Here is a 16,743-nt window from a genome sequence, read left to right on the forward strand (position 1 = left end):
TCGCGTTTGGGTATGGGCATGCCAAAATGCATGATAGAGATCGACGGTGTGACCTTGCTGTCACGCTTGATTCATGCGTTGCAGCCCTTGGTTCCGCGCATCCATGTGGTTGTGGGGTACCGGGAGGAGATGATCATCGAGCACTGCACGCGGCATCATCGTGATGTGGTTTTGGTGCGGAATCCTGATTACCGGAGTACAAATACTGCCCACAGCATCCGCCTTGGCTCGATCGGGATGCACCAGCGGGTGCTTTATCTGGATGGTGATTTGATTATTGATCCTGCCTCGTTGCGTGACTTCGTGCGCGCAGCTGAAGCAGTGCCGCTGTTGATTGGCGTAACGAAGGCCAAGAGTACCCAGGCGGTTTTCGTCGACGTTGATTCGGCTGGTGAGCATGCCATGAAGGTCGACAAGGTGACGGCTTTTCATCGAGAGCCTGTCACGGAATGGGAATGGGCGAATGTGTTCGTGGGATTCCCCTCGCTGTTGGTATCAGGCACACAATATGTCTATGAGTGCATTGAGCCGCATTTGCCAGCCGCTGCTTATCCGTTGACACTATTCGAGGTGGATACCCCGGAAGACCTGGCACTGGCTCGAGCTGGTATCGCGGGCTTCGGCGAAGAGGCCTGACGAGTGGCTCAGGCGTCGTCTGCATTGAAAGTTGTGCTTCTGTTACAGCGCCCCGAGGCGTGGGACAACGTGGCCTCGGTATGGGCGAAAATGGTTTCGGACGATCGGTTCAGTCCAGCCGTCTTGTTACTGCCCTATAACATACGCGATGTGCGCATGAGTGCGGAGCGCGCGGTGCTGCATCGTGAGCTTCTGGTTCATCACGATGTCCCCTTTGTTGAATGGGAGCCGGGCGGGGAGCTGGAGAGTGGTGAGTTTGATGTTGCGATCTTCACTCATCCTTACGATCGCGAACGTCCCGAAGCGTTTTGGTTCGCGCAGGTGCGCCGCAAGGTAGGCAAGGTCGTATATATTCCCTACGGACTTACGGTCGGGGCTGGTGCAAAGAACCTAAGGCTGCAGTTCGCCCAGCCATTGCAGGTTGGTGCTGATCTGGTGGTCGCCAGGTCACCGGGTGAGAAAGCCATGTATGCACGGTATTGCCCGCGTGGTGATGCCCATGTGCAGGTGTTGGGTCACCCACGCTTTGATGCGTTGCTGCAGGCATTCAAGACGATTGATGCAACTGAATTGAGTGCTCGGATCGGCGGCCGGGTCGCCATACTTTGGAATAGCCATTTCAGCTTCGGGCATCGCTATTCGCAGTCGGCCAATTTCTCGACTTTTGATCTCCTTGGGCCTGAGGTTTTTGAATTATTCGCGCGGAATCGTGAAAGGCTGTGTCTCGTCTGGCGACCTCATCCTGGTCTCTTTCCTGCGTTGGTGGAGCAGCAGTTGATCTGTTGGGAGGAGTTGCCGCAGTTGCGTGCGGAGTTGCATGAAATCGGGGTGGTTCTCGACGAGGCGCCAAGCCATCTGCAGTCGTTCCTCTGCTCGGATGCCCTGCTGAGTGACGCAGGTTCGTTTTTGTTTGACTATCTGGCTGTCCAACGCCCGCAGTTGACGCTGCTCAATGCAGAGGGTGAAGCGCTCAATGAGGAGGCTCGAGCATTGGTCCAAGCCAGTGGTTACGCGAGTGACATGGCAGCCTTGTGCCACTTTCTGGATACGGTGGTACAGGGACCAGTGAATGCCAAGCATCTCGCGGAATTGCGTGCAAGATTTCTTCCTTTGGCTGATGGGTGCAGCGGTCAACGAGTATGCGAGGCAATTGTCAGTGATCGTCCAGATACGTCTTCAACCGCCAGAAGTGCTAAGCACGCGCTATCAGAGCATGGAAGTGAATGTGGTGAGGCTCGACCGATTGCGCCACCGTTGCGAGATGGCGCGGCCATCGTGATGCCCCCGGTCTTGAGTAAGTTGATGGTCGGGTTACGGCAGATTCGAGCTGAAAAGCAGGCGCAGAGTCGCTGCAGAAAGTTGCTGCGACGGCGGCTCAACTGGATGCGTACCTGGGTTGGCGAGACCATCAAGCAACGTCCGGCACTGATGGCTGCGATCAGTCGCCTGCGCGGGATCTAGATACGATTTGGTCATACGCATCCAGGTAGCGGGTGACGGCAGCAACCTCGTTGAATCGGGTTTCTGCACGAATTCTGCCGTTTGTGCCGAGTGTATGTCTGAGCTCAGGATTTTGTCCAAGCAGTTGGATGTTCCTGACCATGGTGCCCACATCGTCAACGGGTCCAAGCAACGCTGTATCGCCATGGCCGCATATTTCGGCGGTGCCTGAGCTGTCGAAACCGACCACTGGCAGGCCGCAAGCCATAGCCTCCAAGGCGACATAGCCGAAGGCCTCGTAACGAGTCGGAACGAGCACTATGTCGACCGAGTTATAGAGCTCCGGCATTTCATCCGGTGGATGACGGGGAAGCTGGATTAGCCCGGGCGCGGGCCGCCCGCTTTTGCGTAGACCACCCAGGCATAGGATTTCGTATCCGGCCCCCAACCGTTTGGCTAGTTCCGGGAGAAGGTCGCTGCCTTTGCGAGCGGACGGATTTCCTACGAATAGGCAACGTATGGAGCTGTCAGTCGGTCGCAGGCCAGGGATTGGGCGGAATTTCTCGAGATCAACCCAGTTGTGAATATGCGCGACAGGGTGTTTCAGGTCACCCTCCATGGCCTTTGCGGTATGGCGGCTGACAGCGATCAGCGTATCAGCGCTTCGATAGGAGGCGCTCACATACCTCTGGATCAGGCTACGGTGATATATGCGCTGCAGCGTCCCGCGCAATGGTGTGAATGCCTGATCCGCGATGTAGTGGTGCTCGGTGACCAGTAATGGGAGTTCCTTGCGTTTGAATGCATAAGCGGACCAGCTGTTACCGTGAATCAGATCTGTTCCTGGCGGCGGTGAGACCTGGGCCAGTAGTCCTGGCCAGAGTTCATAACGATGCGCGAAGAACTGGGGGACTGCTTCATGTCCGCGCGAGGTCAGCGCATCGGCGAGACGCATGGTGAAAACATCCGTACCGCTGCCAGTGCGGATCGCAGGTAACCAGATCTTCATCGCGTGGTTCTATTTGTGGCTATCAAGCTTGATAGGTGGTCCGCGTAACCCTGTGCTACTGCTTGATTGTCGAAGCGCCGCAGCAGCGAATGGCGAAGCTGCTCGACCCACGCCTGGCCGGCTGCTGGATTATCCAAGAGCGCATTGATCTCGCGTGCCAGTGAGTTGGGGTCGCCTGGCTCAGCCAGATAACGAGGCCATTGGCCTTCCTGCAGTTCGCGAATAGCCGGCAGGCGGGTGGTTACGACGGGGCAACCGCAACCGAGTGCCTCAACCATGACCAATCCCAGTCCTTCCTGGTCGCCAGAGCCGGCTTGCACGAAAGGTGTGACCAGCATTGAGCAGCGCCGGTACATATCGGGCAGTGCTTCTTGCGACATGGCGCCGAGGAAACGCACTTTCTCCTGCAGCCCCAAGCTTTCGACCTGCTTCTTGCACCGTTCCAGTTCCGGGCCGAAACCCACTACCTCGAGCGTCGTGCCTGGATGCTGTTCCAGTACCATCGGTAGAGCGTCAATCAAATGAACGAGGCCTTTTTTCTCGACCAAACGACCAACAAACAGCAGTCTCCCCGCGTTGCGTTGAGTTTTCATGCATGGTGTGAAACGTCGCTGGAGATCTACACCCATGGGTGCCACCAGAACATTCCGTGGATCCACCCCGAGGGTTGCAATCGGTTCAATCATTGCACTGCTAACTACCGAGTAGGCTTGTATACGACGCAACGTGATTCGCTTCAGCCATGTCGGCAGCCTTCCGCGTAGCGCGAACAAGTCGGCACCATGCGAAGTAACCAGCGTAGGTGGTGTACGGATGCCAATGCATTGCAGCAAGGCGACCGTCATCGCCTGCGGAAGAATCCAGTGGGCATGGAGTGCGTCGGGGCGCACGCTTTTCAGCAGGCGATACAGCGACCAGAGCTGGCCAAGCACAAACCCTGGAAGCAGCAGTATGGTCCATGGGCGGTGACGCAAGTTGCCAACGATGCCCCCGTTGTTGACCAGTAGTTCCAGTCGGGCGGGTGCATACCGGTAACGGACGATTTCAACGCCGTCCATGTGCTCGCGTAGCTGGGCACCAGGGGCGTGTGGACATAGCACAGTCACATCGAACTGCACGCTTAGCCGCCGGCTGAGTTCGTGCACGAAACCAGGTTCATGGTCGGCCCGCCAGCGCGGATAGGTGGATGCCAGTACCAGTAGGCGGGGACGTGGTTCGGCTGCGTCATTGGCAACCGGCGGTCTCATTTATGGTCGCGCCCGTCTCGGGCCGCCAGATAGGTCAAGCCGGTGATCTGCTCGGAAATCAGGCCGATCAGGAAAATGATGACAGCCGCGCTGAACAGCAGCGTGCTCATGTTTGTGAGCCGGTGCATGGTGGCGAAGGTATAGCCGTAGTAGCCCAGGCCTGTAAGGAAGAAGCCGGTGGCAATCGGTCCAAACAACTTCATTGGCGAATAAAGCGTTGCGATCTTGAAAATGATCAACAGGAACCGGATGCCATCCTTGATCGGGCGAATATGGCTGCCATTACCCATCCGCTTGGCGACTGGAATCGGCACGTAGGCGACAGGGTAGGCGCTGCGGAAGAATGCCATGGTGCTGGTGGTCGGGTAGCTGAAGCCATTGGGCAGCAGGTGCAGGAACTCGCGGAACCGGTCGGCTCTTGCCGCGCGAAAACCCGAGGTCAGGTCGAGGATCTTGTGGCCTGTCATGTGACTGGCAAGCTTGTTATAGAACGCGTTGGCCAAACCGCGGTGGCGATTGGCCTGGCCGGTGCTGTCGCGGGCGCCCACCACCATGTCGTAGCCGTCGTCCAGCTTTGCCAGCAATTGCTGGATATGCTCCGCACGGTGTTGGCCGTCCGCGTCCATGAATACCAGGATTCTGCCGCGTGCGGCGCGTGCGCCACGTTTGATGGCGGCACCATTGCCCATCGAGTAAGGGCTGCTGAGTACGTTGGCCCCCAGTTCTGCCGCGATGCTGGCAGTAGCGTCGGTCGAGCCATCATTCACCACGATGATCTCCGCCGCTGGATACGCCGCTCGCAAGTCAGGCAAGGTGCGTTTCAGCCCCTCGGCCTCGTTCTTGGCAGGCAGGATGATGCTCAGTTCTTGCACGATTGTTTACCGGTAGTTCTCCCCACGGCCATAGTAGCCGGGTTCGTGCCGCGTGGTGTGGCTTCGGCCGGGGTTGGGGCATGGGGGTGCGTACAATTGGCCTGTTGGTCCGCTATGGCGTGGGTTTGGCGCTGCGGGTTGGTTTGATAAGGGTGACCGCCCTGGGAGAGGCAGTGCAGGTTCTGATTTGTGGTGGGCGGGATACATCGGCAGCCATATGGCTCGCTTGCTGGCTGAGCAGGGGATCACGGTGGTGGTGCTGGATGACCTGTCCACCGGGCATCAGCAGGCCGTGCAATGGGGTGAGTTGATCCAGGCCGATCTGCTGGACCAGGCTGCAGTGGACCAGGCCTTTGAAGGGCGCCGGTTTGAAGCGGTGTTCCATTTCGCCGCGAGTTCGCTGGTGGGCGAGTCGATAGCACAGCCGTATGGCTACTACCGCAGCAACGTGGTCGGGAGATTGAACCTGCTCGATGCCATGCGGCGGCATGATGTGCGGAAATTCATTTTTTCCTCCAGTGCGGCGGTGTATGGCCGGCCGCTGGCAGGGCTGATCGGCGAAGATCACCCGCGACAGCCGATCAACCCCTATGGCAGCAGCAAGCTGATGGTGGAGCAGGTGCTCACCGACGCTGCCCATGCTTACGGCCTGCGCTCGGTTGCGTTGCGTTACTTCAACGCGGCCGGTGCGGCGCACGATGCGCGGATTGGCGAATCGCACGCCTGCGAAACCCATCTGGTTCCCAATGTGCTGCGCTCGGTGCTGGGGACGGTACCGCCGTTGATGGTGTTTGGCGATGACCACGAAACCATCGATGGCACCTGCGTGCGTGATTACATCCATGTGGAGGATCTCGCTCAGGCACACCTGACGGCGTTGCAGTTCCTTAGCTCGGCCGAAGGGGCACATGTCTTCAACCTGGGCAACGGGCAAGGTTTTTCTGTGCGACAGGTGATTGATGCTGCAGCTGCCGTCGTGGGCCGGGCGGTGCCTTACACGGTGGCCGCACGGCGTGCAGGGGATCCGGAGGTGCTGGTGGCTTCCAGCCGGAAGGCCAGTGATGTGCTGGGTTGGCAGCCGCGCTACACGGATCTGGCGGAGATCATTGAATCGGCTTGGCGCTGGCATCGGGCCCAGCCGTGGTGAGCTGCTGGCCGGGTGACTTCCTCGGCAGGCTTCGCTCCGATGACGTGTATTGGCTGGGGATGCGTGCATGAACGGCGGCTCTGGGTACAATTGACCCGTTACCGTCCGGCCAGGGGAAACCATGAATACTGCTGTCACCGCCAACTTGGTTGGCATCACCGGCATCGCCCGTCGTCTGGTCCAGGACGGGGCGCTGGAAGAATCGGTGGCTCGCACCGCCATGGCCCAGGCGGGTGAGGCCAAGGTGCCGTTGGCACAGTGGCTGGCTGACAAGAAGCTGGTGAGTGCCTCGCATATGGCCGCTGCCAATGCGATGGAGTTCGGTATGCCGTTGCTGGACGTGTCGGTGTTCGATCCCAACCAGAACGCGATGAAGCTGGTCAGCGAGGAGTTGCTGCGCAAGCATCATGTGTTGCCGCTGTTCAAGCGTGGCGGCAAGCTCTTCATCGGCACCAGCAACCCGACCCAGCAGCTGGATGAGATCAAATTCCAGACCAACCTGGTGGTCGAGCCTATTCTGGTCGATGAGGAGCAGATCCGACGTACCTTGGGTCTTTGGTTGGCCAGCAATGAGTCGCTGGGAGAAGGACTTGGTGGCGACGATGAAGGCATGGGCGACCTGGATATCGCGGCCGGCGATGAGGACATGGGGGGCGGTGGCGACACCGGCGTTGATGCCAAGGGTGATGACACGCCGGTCGTCAAATTCGTCAACAAGGCCCTGGTGGACGCGATCCGCAAGGGGGCCTCGGATATTCACTTCGAGCCCTATGAAGATGACTACCGGGTTCGTTTTCGTATCGACGGCCTGCTCAAGACCGTGGCCAAGGCGCCGGTCAAGTTGAACCAGCGCATCGCCGCGCGTCTGAAGGTGATGTCGCAGTTGGACATCGCCGAGAAACGCGTGCCGCAGGATGGGCGCATCAAGCTCAATCTGTCCAAGACCAAGCAGATCGACTTCCGTGTAAGTACCTTGCCGACCTTGTTCGGTGAAAAGATCGTGCTGCGTATCCTCGACGGCAGCGCTGCCAAGCTCGGTATCGACAAGCTGGGTTACGAGCCGGATCAGCAGAAGCTTTTTCTGGATGCCATCCACAAGCCTTACGGTATGGTGCTGGTCACCGGCCCCACCGGTTCGGGTAAGACGGTGTCGCTGTATACCGCGCTGGGCATCCTCAACGACGATACTCGCAATATCTCCACCGCCGAGGATCCGGTTGAAATCCGCCTGCCTGGCGTGAACCAGGTGCAGCAGAACAACAAGCGTGGCATGACCTTCGCGGCGGCGCTGCGTTCGTTCCTGCGACAGGATCCGGACATCATCATGGTCGGCGAAATCCGTGACCTTGAGACCGCCGAAATCGCGATCAAGGCCGCACAGACCGGCCACATGGTGCTGTCCACGCTGCATACCAACGATGCGCCGCAGACCATCGCGCGCCTGATGAACATGGGCATCGCGCCCTACAACATCACCTCGTCGGTGACCTTGGTGATCGCCCAGCGTCTGGCGCGGCGCCTGTGCAGCAACTGCAAACGTCCGCAGCAGTTGCCGGAGAACGCGTTGCTGGCCGAAGGCTTTACCGCCGAGCAGATCGCCAAGGGCATAAATCTCCATGAGCCGGTCGGCTGCGAGGAGTGCACCGAAGGCTACAAGGGCCGTACCGGTATCTACCAGGTGATGCCGATGACCGACGACATTGCAGCGATCGTTCTGCAGGGTGGCAATGCGATGGATATTGCTGAAGCTGCGCAGAAGATCGGCGTCAATGACCTGCGGCAATCGGCATTGGTGAAGGCGGCGCAGGGCATTACCAGCCTGGCCGAGATCAACCGCGTCACCAAGGACTAAGCCCTGTAGTGCCGAGCCATGCTCGGCGATGTTTGGCATTTGTAGTGCCGAGCCATGCTCGGCAGAAGCTCTCCCGGTAATGCCCCAGCCGAGCATGGCTCGGCTCTACATGTGCAGCCCCAGCCGAGTATGGCTCGGCTCTACATGTGCAGCCCCCAGCCGAGCATGGCTCGGCCCTACAGGGGGGGGCTCGTTGCCGAGCATGGCCTGGCTCTACCTGGCTTTCAGGGGCTTGCCTACTCCATGCCCAGCTTTTTCAGCTTGTAGCGCAGGGCGCGGAAGGTGATGCCGAGCTGGGCTGCGGTCTTGGTCTTGTTCCAGCGGTTTTCTTCCAGGGCCTTCTGGATCACCGTGCGCTCCATCTGCTCGATGTAGGAGGGCAGGGCAGCGCTGGCCGGGTCGATGTCGACAACGGCTTCCTGGGGGACGGCAGCAGGTGCCGGGGGTTCGCCGCTGGGAGCGCGTGGCGTGGCGCTTTGCGGCTGTGGCAAGCGCAGGTCGCTGGCGTCGATGCAGTCGCTGTCGGCCAGGGCCAGCGAGCGCTCAAGGATATTCTCCAGTTCGCGGACGTTGCCCGGGAAGGAGTAGGCATCCAATGCTTCCAGTGCCGACGCCGCCAGTCGCGGTGGCTTTTGCCCCTGCGCCAGCGCCAGGCGATTCAGGATGGTGCTCGCGAGCTGCGGCAGGTCACCGCGGCGTTCACGTAGCGGTGGCACCCGCAATTCAATGACGTTGATGCGGTAGTACAGGTCGTGGCGGAAACGCCCGTCCTGCACCAGGGTGCCCAGGTCTTTGTGGGTGGCCGAGAGGATGCGCACGTCCACGGTGACTTCGGTGGCGGCGCCTACCGGGCGTACCGATTTTTCCTGGATTGCGCGCAGCAGCTTGACCTGCATCTGCAGGGGGAGCTCGGCGACTTCATCCAGGAACAAGGTGCCGCCACTGGCTGCCTGGAACAGGCCGGGCTTGTCGGCGTGGGCGCCGGTGAAGCTGCCCTTGCGATGGCCGAAGAACTCGCTCTCCATCAGTTCGCTGGGGATGGCGCCGCAGTTGACCGGGATGAACGGGCCGGCCGCGCGCGCGCCCTGGTCGTGGATGGTACGGGCTACCAGTTCCTTGCCGACGCCTGATTCGCCCAGGATGTAGACCGGTGCCTGGCTGCGTGCGACTTTGCTGATGGTCGCGCGCAGCTCATCCATTGCCGGCGAGCTGCCGAGCAGGCGGGTGGCGTTTTCCGGCGGTGGCGGGGTGCTGGGACGGGCTTCGTTGTTCAACTCGATGGCATGCCGGACCAGGCCGCGCAGCACATTGATGTCCACCGGCTTGCTGACGAAATCAAAGGCGCCGGCTTTCAGGGCTTCCACCGCCAGGTCCATGCTGCCAAAGGCAGTGATCATCGCCACGGGAGTGGAGGGATGGTCGCGGTTGATTTCGGTGACCAGCTCGATGCCATTGCCGTCGGGCAGGCGCATGTCGGTCAGGCACAGGTCGAAATGGTTGCTGGCCAGCAGTTCCCGGGCTTCGGCGAGGTTGGCGGCGGTACTGATCCGTAAGCCCATCCGGCCAAGGGTAAGGACCAGCAGCTCACGGATGTCGCGTTCGTCATCGACGATCAGGGCGCTATGTGTTGCGTTCATGAATGGAACGATAGCCGAGGTGGAGGCATGTCTACAAACGATTGCATCCAGAAACCGCTCATTGGCGCTCGCCGCGGGTGAATGCGGTTTTCGGGATGCTCAGGGTCAGCCGGAAGCAGGCACCGCCAGCGGGAATCGACACATAGTCCAACTGGGCCTGATTGGCCCGGCAAAGCTCGCGGGCGATGTACAGGCCCAGTCCGGTGCCATGTTCGGAGGTGGTGTAGAACGGCCGGAACAGCTGGCTGGCGATGGCATCAGGAATGCCCGGACCGCGGTCCATGATGTCGATGACCGCGTTGCGTTCGGCCGAGGCGACACGGATGCGGATACGTGCCGCTTCATCGGCGATCCGGCCATATTTGAGGGCGTTGTGGACCAGGGCCGTCAGTACCTGGTGCAGGTGACGGGGGTCGATCATCGCTATCACCGATGGCTCGCGGATCACCGCTTCCAGACTGTCGTTTTCAAGTGACAGCGTCTGCCGGTACTCGATCACGAAGCGGCGGACGAAGGCGGCCAGGTCCAGATTTTCGGGATTTGCCCGTTCGCGTCGGGCCAGCGCCAGCACGCTCTCGACGATGCCATTGGTGCGCTGGCATTGCTGGTGGATGATCTGGAGCAGGCGCCGGTCGGCCTCGCCTATGTCCTCGGACTCCTCCAACAGCTGGGTGGCATAGTTGATGGCCGCCAGCGGGTTGCGTATCTCATGGGCAAGACTGGCGGAGAAACGGCCCAAGGTCGAGAGGGTCAGTGATTCGGCCCGGCGTGAGACCACCGTAGTGTCGTCGAGGAAGATCAGCGACATATCGCTGTCGGCCAGCAGGCGCGCAAAGCGCGGCAGCACTTCGGCCTGCTCGGGGGCGAGCTGCAGCGGTTGTTCGTCTTCATGCCAGCCATTGCGCCAGCGCTGCAGGCGCCGCGCCAATTCAGGCGAAGCAATGCTCAGCGCGACACGCTCGGTGGCCAGCGCGCCCTCCATGTCACCGAGCAGGGCGGTCGCCGCCTCGTTGGCCAGGGTGATCTGGCCACTGGTGTCCACCACCAGCACGCCGGTACGCATGCGGCGGATGATCAGCTCGTTCACTTCGAACAGGTTGGCTACTTCTGCGCCACGTTGATCGGCCAACTGCTGGGTGCGGCGGGTGCGGCTGCCGATCTGGTAGGCGATGAAGGCCAGTGCAAGATAGCTGGTGACGAACATCGCCAGCTCGGCCAGCGTACGCAGGTTGTCGCTGCCTTCGAATGCCTGCCACACATACTCGGTGACGCTGGCGGCAGCGGCCAGCAGCGCCAGCAGCATGGCGCGTGATAGCGGCAGCAGCAGGGCGGCCGCGGCGATGTTGAACAGCAGCGACATCGAGATGCCGGCACTGGCGCCGGGCAGGGCATGGCTCAGCAGGGTGGCTGCGGTGATGTCGACCAGCAGGCTGCCGAACACGATCGGTTGCAACCAGCGCTCGTTGCGGCCCCAGGCCAGTAGTGCGAGGGCTACCAGCAGATAGAGGATGGTGACGGTTTCGGCCAACCGCAGCTGGTGCGCCTCACCTGCGAACGGGGTCAGCGGGCTGAAGACCAGCGCAGCCAGCAGGGTGGCGATCAGCACCCGGTACAGGGCGAAGAAATACAGCTCGCGACGCGGTATCGATTCGATGCGGTCTATGAGCGAGGTGCTGGGGGCCAAGCCGGAACTCCTATCCAAGCGTTAACCCATCAAGTATAGGTGCGCACGGGCTGCTGCACGACACGCGCGCGGCGCCCCCTATTCAGAGGCAAGTTGCTGAAAAATCGCCAGAAAACATGCCGGACTTGGCCATTTGTACAGACTTCTTTGCGCCCCGGCGCTGGCTCGGCCACAATAGTGGGCCCGCCGCAGTCCTTGCCGGCGCCCCCAAGCCGGGGCCCGAGGAGATGCGTGCGGTCGTTCCTATTCCCACGGTGACGCATGAATTTCCACGAGTACCAGTCAAAACAACTGCTTGCCGAATACGGCATCCCGGTCCCGGCCGGCAAGGTCGCTGCGACCCCGGACGAGGCTGTAGCTGCTGCCCAGTCGCTGGGCCAGGGCCCCTGGATGGTCAAGGCTCAGATCCACGCTGGCGGCCGCGGCAAGGCTGGCGGCGTCAAGTTCTGCAAGACCACCGACGACGTCAAGGCCGCTGCGGCCAAGATGCTCGGCACCAAGATGGCCACCTACCAGACCGCAGGCGTCGAGCTGCCGGTCAACCTGGTGCTGGTGACCACCGCCGGTGAGATCGTCAAGGAGCTGTACCTGTCGGTGCTGGTTGACCGTGGCACCAAGACCATCACCTACATCGCTTCTTCGGAAGGCGGCGTGGAGATCGAGCAGGTTGCTGCCGAGACCCCGGAACTGATCCACTCGCTCAACGTTGATTTCGTTGAAGGCGTGCAGGGCTACCACGGCCGTGATTTCGGCTTCAAGCTGGGCCTGACCGCCAAGCAGGCTGGCCAGTTCGCAAGCATCATGGTCAACCTGTACCGCCTGTTCAACGAAAAGGACCTGGCGCTGGTTGAAATCAACCCGCTGGCCATCCTGGACGACGGCAACCTGTACGCGCTGGACGGCAAGTTCGACAGCGACGACAACGCCGCGTTCCGCCAGAAGGCGCTGGTCGCCATGCGTGACAAGACCCAGGAAGACCCGACCGAAGTGATCGCTTCGGAGCTGGACATCAACTACGTCACCATGGACGGCAACATCGGCTGCATGGTCAACGGCGCAGGCCTGGCCATGGCGACCATGGACGTCATCAAGCTCAACGGCGGCGAGCCGGCGAACTTCCTGGACGTGGGCGGCGGTGCCAACAAGCAGCGCGTCATTGAAGCCTTCAAGCTGATCCTGTCCTCGGACAAGGTCGAAGGCATCTTCGTCAACATCTTCGGCGGCATCGTCCGTTGCGACATGATTGCCGAAGGCATCATCGCTGCCGTGAAGGAAGTGGGCGTCAAGGTTCCGGTCGTGGTGCGCCTGGAAGGCACCAACGTGGAAGAAGGCAAGCAGCTGCTGCGTGATAGCGGCATGGCCATCATCCCGGCTGACAACATCAACGATGGCGCCAAGAAGATCGTTGAAGCTGTCAAGAACGCCGCCTGATCCGACACCGAAGGAAATCCAATGTCAGTTTTGATCAACAAGAACACCAAGGTGATCGTGCAGGGCTTTACCGGCCAGCAGGGCACCTTCCACGCCACTCAGATGATCGAGTACGGCACCCAGGTTGTCGGCGGCGTGACCCCGGGCAAGGGCGGCACCACCCACATCGACCTGCCGGTGTTCAACACCGTGGCCGATGCCGTGCAGAGCACCGGCGCCAATGCCTCGGTCATCTACGTGCCGCCGCCGTACGCGGCTGACGCGATCCTGGAAGCCGCTGCTGCCGGCATCAAGGTCATCGTCTGCATCACCGAAGGCATCCCGGTGCTGGACATGCTGCGCGTCAAGAACGTGCTGACCCGTTCGCATCCGGACACCGTGCTGATCGGGCCGAACTGCCCCGGCGTGATCACCCCGGGCGAGTGCAAGATCGGCATCATGCCGGGCCACATCCACATGCCGGGCAAGATCGGCATCGTGTCGCGTTCGGGCACCCTGACCTATGAAGCGGTCAAGCAGACCACGGAAGTGGGCCTGGGCCAGTCGACCTGCATCGGTATCGGCGGCGACCCGATCAACGGCCTGAACTTCGTTGACTGCCTGAAGCTGTTCAACGAAGACCCGCAGACCGAAGGCATCATCATGGTTGGCGAAATCGGCGGCGACGCTGAAGAAGCCGGTGCCGAGTACATCAAGAACCACGTGAAGAAGCCGGTTGTCGGCTTCATCGCTGGTGCATCGGCTCCGGCCGGCAAGCGCATGGGCCACGCTGGTGCGATCGCATCGGGCGGCAAGGGCACGGCTGAGGGCAAGTTCGCAGCGATGGAAGCTGCTGGCGTTGTCACCGTCCGTTCGCCGGGCGACCTGGGCGCTGCCATCGCGAAGCTGGTCAAGTAAGACTGCGCTTCAGTGATTTGAGAAAGGCCACCTTCGGGTGGCCTTTCTTGTTTTTGGGGTTGGGTGATCAGGGGTAAAAGCCAAGAACAGAAGCAACGTCTAAGAGCCTGCCCTCACCCCTACCCCTCTCCCGCAGGCGGGAGAGGGGACAGCCAGAACCAAAGCCCAAGTCACAGCCAAAGCCACAGCCACAGCCACAGCCACAGCCAAAGCCACAGCCACAGCCACAGCCACAGCCACAGCCACAGCCAAAGCCAAAGCCAAAGCCAAAGCCACAGCCACAGCCACAGCCACAGCCACAGCCACAGCCAAAGCCACAGCCAAAGCCAAAGCCAGAGCCAGAGCCAAAGCCAAAGCCAAAGCCAAAGCCAAAGCCAAAGCCACTGCCACTGCCAGTGCCAGTGCCACTGCCAGTGCCACAGCCACTGCCACAGCCACTGCCACTGCCACAGCCGGGGCCAGAGCTGAAGTCCAAGTCGACGTTAGATCATTGGCTAAAGCTCATCTTTTGCCCTGGCTGTAGCTTTGGCTCTGGCTCTGGCTCTGGCTGTGGCTGTGGCAGTTGCTCTGGTTCTAGCTCTAGCTCTGGCAGTTGCTTTCCCCTCTCCCGCCTGCGGGAGAGGGGTAGGGGTGAGGGGAAGCTTTGGCTTCTTGCCGTTAGCCTCTCCCATCGCTATCTGTCACCTCGAAGGCAGCGCCCCAAAAGCCCAAAATCGTTACATCCAAAAGCGCGCTTTCCCTGATTTCAACCACCGCCTTGCCAGGTAATCGTCTCCCTGCAAAGGAGGCAACCATGCGCAACGGCAGCAAAACCAACAGCGCCCGAGCCCTGCGCCGGCGCATGACCGATGCCGAGCGGCGCATCTGGTATCTCCTCAGGGGCCGCCACCTGGTCGGCTTCAAGTTCCGGCGGCAACACCCCGTCGGGCCTTATGTCGTGGATTTTGTCTGCCTGGAGCAAAAACTGGTCATCGAACTCGACGGCGGCCAACACGCATCCGACCCCAACGACCCCCATCGCGACGCCTTCCTGCAACGCAACGGCTACCGCGTGCTGCGCTTCTGGAATAATGAGGCCCTGAGCCATACCGCCGCGGTCTGCGAAAGCATCCTGCGGGCGGCATCGGTAACACCAAGCCCCCGCAGGGTGCGGGGCCAAGCAGAAGGTTGTTGATATGTCCGAATCGCTACGCATCGCCCTGGCCCAGTTCGATTTCCCGGTCGGGGACGTGGACGGCAACGCCAGCCGCATCATCGAACTGATGCAGGAGGCGCGTGACGAATACGGTGCCGATGTGGTGCTGTTCCCGGAACTTGCCATCAGCGGCTATCCGCCGGAAGACCTGCTGATGCGCCCCGGCTTCCTGACCAGCTGCGAGCAGGCTTTGGCGCGGGTTGCCGCAGAAGTGCAGGGCATCGTCGCCGTGGTTGGTTGGCCGCAGACTGCCGGCACGGTGGTCTACAACGCCGCCAGCGTGCTGCGTGATGGTGCCGTCGCCACTACCTACCGCAAGCGCGAGCTGCCCAACTACGCCGTGTTCGACGAACGACGCTACTTCGACGTGGACCCGGACCGTGGCAACTGCGTGTTCGAGGTCAACGGTGTGAAATTGGGCCTGGTGATCTGTGAAGACCTGTGGTTCGCCGAACCGCTGGCCGCCACTGTCAAAGCGGGCGCCGAACTGGTGCTGGTGCCCAACGCCTCGCCATACGAACGTGGCAAGCACGCCCAGCGCGATGCGCTGCTGGCCGAGCGCAGCCGCGAGAGCGGCGCGGCCATCGCTTATGTCAACACCGTTGGTGGCCAGGATGCGGTGGTATTTGATGGCGCTTCGGTTGTGGCCGATGGCGATGGCACCGTGCATCCGGCTGCCGTGGCGTTCACCGAAGAAATGCTGGTGGTCGAATACAACGTCGCTGGGCGCAATTTCATGCCGCTGCGCTGGATTGATGATGGCGATGAAAGCATGGATGCATTGGCCTGGCGCGCGGTTACCCGCGGCATCCAGGACTATTGCGGCAAGAACGGTTTCAGCAAGGTATGGCTGGGGCTGTCAGGGGGCATCGACTCGGCGCTGGTGCTGGCGATGGCGGTCGATGCGCTGGGTGCCGACAACGTCACCGCAGTCAGCATGCCGTCGCGCTATACCGCTGACCTGTCCAATGATCTGGCGGTGGAGCAATGCCGTGCGCTCGGTGTAAAGCTGGAGACGGTGCCGATCGAGCCGGCGTTCCAGGGCTTGATGCAGTCGTTGTCGGCCATGTTCGAAGGGCAGGCGGCCGATGTCACCGAGGAAAACCTGCAGTCGCGCAGCCGGGGCGTGATTCTGATGGCGCTGAGCAACAAGTTTGGCGGCCTGGTGCTGACCACCGGCAACAAGAGCGAGTACGCGGTGGGCTACGCCACCATCTACGGCGACATGTGCGGTGGCTATGCGCCGCTGAAGGACCTGTACAAGACGGAGGTCTACGGCCTGTCCAAGTGGCGCAATACGGTGGGTGGCGCGCCGGTGATTCCGCCAGCGGTGATAAGCCGCGCCCCCTCGGCTGAGCTGCGGGAGAACCAGACCGACCAGGACTCACTGCCGGCATACGATGTACTGGATGGCATCCTGTACCGCTTCATTGATCAGGAACAGTCGCGCGAGGACATTGTAGCTGCCGGGTATGCGCCGGACGTCGTGGACCGGGTGCTGAAGCTGGTGCGGATCAGCGAGTGGAAGCGCCATCAGGCTGCGCCGGGACCGAAGGTGTCGCGGCGTGCTTTTGGCCGCGAGCGCCGCTATCCCATCACCAATGGCTATCGCGGCTGATCGTCTGGCCGCCGGCAGGTGTAAACGGAAGGGGCCAGCAGGCCCCTTCTGTCTGTGCCGCATTGGGACTGTGACCTC

The 16,743-nt window shown here is 61.2% G+C and carries 13 protein-coding genes; 8 read left to right on the top strand and 5 right to left on the bottom strand.

Going from position 1 to position 16,743, the window contains the following annotated elements; translation table 11 throughout:
- Nucleotides 1-30: 30 nt before the first annotated feature.
- On the top strand, nucleotides 31-636 hold the full coding sequence (locus AC13FW_RS09420) for an NTP transferase domain-containing protein (protein WP_482988886.1): 606 nt from the start codon (nucleotides 31-33) through the stop codon (nucleotides 634-636).
- 24 nt (nucleotides 637-660) lie between these two features.
- Nucleotides 661-2,097 (top strand): hypothetical protein, encoded by a 1,437-nt coding sequence (locus AC13FW_RS09425; RefSeq protein WP_482988887.1) that lies wholly within the window; start codon nucleotides 661-663, stop codon nucleotides 2,095-2,097.
- On the opposite strand, the gene AC13FW_RS09430 is transcribed toward AC13FW_RS09425, so the two are convergent.
- From AC13FW_RS09430 to AC13FW_RS09440, 3 genes are read right to left on the bottom strand one after another with little or no spacing between them, the layout of a single operon-like run.
- Nucleotides 2,075-3,085 carry a glycosyltransferase family 4 protein gene (locus AC13FW_RS09430; RefSeq protein WP_296247020.1) on the bottom strand — a complete coding sequence of 337 codons (1,011 nt, stop codon included), beginning with the start codon at nucleotides 3,083-3,085 and terminating at the stop codon, nucleotides 2,075-2,077. The two genes, AC13FW_RS09425 and AC13FW_RS09430, sit on opposite strands and share 23 nt — an antisense overlap.
- A complete protein-coding gene (locus tag AC13FW_RS09435) occupies nucleotides 3,082-4,332 on the bottom strand; it encodes a glycosyltransferase (RefSeq protein ID WP_296247019.1) in 1,251 nt (416 codons plus the stop codon). Before AC13FW_RS09435 ends, AC13FW_RS09430 begins: the two co-directional genes overlap by 4 nt.
- Nucleotides 4,329-5,204, bottom strand: coding sequence for a glycosyltransferase family 2 protein (locus tag AC13FW_RS09440; RefSeq protein ID WP_296247017.1), 876 nt, complete (start codon nucleotides 5,202-5,204; stop codon nucleotides 4,329-4,331). Before AC13FW_RS09440 ends, AC13FW_RS09435 begins: the two co-directional genes overlap by 4 nt.
- Nucleotides 5,205-5,421: 217 nt before the next feature.
- Here AC13FW_RS09440 and galE point away from each other — a divergent pair, with 217 nt between their 5' ends.
- Nucleotides 5,422-6,351 carry a UDP-glucose 4-epimerase GalE gene (gene galE, locus AC13FW_RS09445; protein ID WP_482988888.1) on the top strand — a complete coding sequence of 310 codons (930 nt, stop codon included), beginning with the start codon at nucleotides 5,422-5,424 and terminating at the stop codon, nucleotides 6,349-6,351.
- 121 nt (nucleotides 6,352-6,472) lie between these two features.
- Complete coding sequence (gene pilB / locus AC13FW_RS09450; RefSeq protein WP_296247014.1) at nucleotides 6,473-8,203, top strand: type IV-A pilus assembly ATPase PilB; 1,731 nt, start codon at nucleotides 6,473-6,475, stop codon at nucleotides 8,201-8,203.
- 236 nt (nucleotides 8,204-8,439) lie between these two features.
- On the opposite strand, the gene AC13FW_RS09455 is transcribed toward pilB, so the two are convergent.
- Nucleotides 8,440-9,840: a sigma-54-dependent transcriptional regulator gene (locus AC13FW_RS09455; RefSeq protein WP_482988889.1), complete on the bottom strand. Its 1,401-nt coding sequence runs from the start codon at nucleotides 9,838-9,840 to the stop codon at nucleotides 8,440-8,442.
- Nucleotides 9,841-9,898: 58 nt separating this feature from the next.
- Nucleotides 9,899-11,524: a sensor histidine kinase gene (locus AC13FW_RS09460; protein WP_282267247.1), complete on the bottom strand. Its 1,626-nt coding sequence runs from the start codon at nucleotides 11,522-11,524 to the stop codon at nucleotides 9,899-9,901.
- Between the two features lie 261 nt (nucleotides 11,525-11,785).
- Here AC13FW_RS09460 and sucC point away from each other — a divergent pair, with 261 nt between their 5' ends.
- From sucC to AC13FW_RS09480, 4 genes are all read left to right on the top strand, one after another.
- Nucleotides 11,786-12,955 (top strand): ADP-forming succinate--CoA ligase subunit beta, encoded by a 1,170-nt coding sequence (sucC, locus tag AC13FW_RS09465; RefSeq protein ID WP_057629765.1) that lies wholly within the window; start codon nucleotides 11,786-11,788, stop codon nucleotides 12,953-12,955.
- Nucleotides 12,956-12,976: 21 nt separating this feature from the next.
- Nucleotides 12,977-13,852: a succinate--CoA ligase subunit alpha gene (gene sucD, locus AC13FW_RS09470; protein WP_282267250.1), complete on the top strand. Its 876-nt coding sequence runs from the start codon at nucleotides 12,977-12,979 to the stop codon at nucleotides 13,850-13,852.
- A gap of 793 nt (nucleotides 13,853-14,645) precedes the next feature.
- Nucleotides 14,646-15,026, top strand: coding sequence for an endonuclease domain-containing protein (locus AC13FW_RS09475; RefSeq protein WP_482988890.1), 381 nt, complete (start codon nucleotides 14,646-14,648; stop codon nucleotides 15,024-15,026).
- A 1-nt stretch (nucleotide 15,027) separates the two neighbouring features.
- The gene (locus AC13FW_RS09480; RefSeq protein WP_482988891.1) at nucleotides 15,028-16,665 is read left to right on the top strand and encodes an NAD+ synthase; all 1,638 of its coding nucleotides are present in this window, start codon (nucleotides 15,028-15,030) and stop codon (nucleotides 16,663-16,665) included.
- Nucleotides 16,666-16,743: the final 78 nt, after the last annotated feature.

The sequence above is a fragment of the Stenotrophomonas sp. 21LCFQ19 genome (assembly GCF_056861425.1).

Bases quoted from the DNA above. Each gene is read 5' to 3' on its own strand.
- AC13FW_RS09435 (WP_296247019.1), bottom strand. From the start codon at position 4,332: ATGAGACCGCCGGTTGCCAATGACGCAGCCGAACCACGTCCCCGCCTA.
- galE (WP_482988888.1), top strand. From the start codon at position 5,422: ATGGCTCGCTTGCTGGCTGAGCAGGGGATCACGGTGGTGGTGCTGGAT.
- AC13FW_RS09430 (WP_296247020.1), bottom strand. From the start codon at position 3,085: ATGAAGATCTGGTTACCTGCGATCCGCACTGGCAGCGGTACGGATGTT.
- AC13FW_RS09420 (WP_482988886.1), top strand. From the start codon at position 31: ATGATAGAGATCGACGGTGTGACCTTGCTGTCACGCTTGATTCATGCG.
- AC13FW_RS09475 (WP_482988890.1), top strand. From the start codon at position 14,646: ATGCGCAACGGCAGCAAAACCAACAGCGCCCGAGCCCTGCGCCGGCGC.
- sucD (WP_282267250.1), top strand. From the start codon at position 12,977: ATGTCAGTTTTGATCAACAAGAACACCAAGGTGATCGTGCAGGGCTTT.
- pilB (WP_296247014.1), top strand. From the start codon at position 6,473: ATGAATACTGCTGTCACCGCCAACTTGGTTGGCATCACCGGCATCGCC.
- sucC (WP_057629765.1), top strand. From the start codon at position 11,786: ATGAATTTCCACGAGTACCAGTCAAAACAACTGCTTGCCGAATACGGC.
- AC13FW_RS09455 (WP_482988889.1), bottom strand. From the start codon at position 9,840: ATGAACGCAACACATAGCGCCCTGATCGTCGATGACGAACGCGACATC.
- AC13FW_RS09480 (WP_482988891.1), top strand. From the start codon at position 15,028: ATGTCCGAATCGCTACGCATCGCCCTGGCCCAGTTCGATTTCCCGGTC.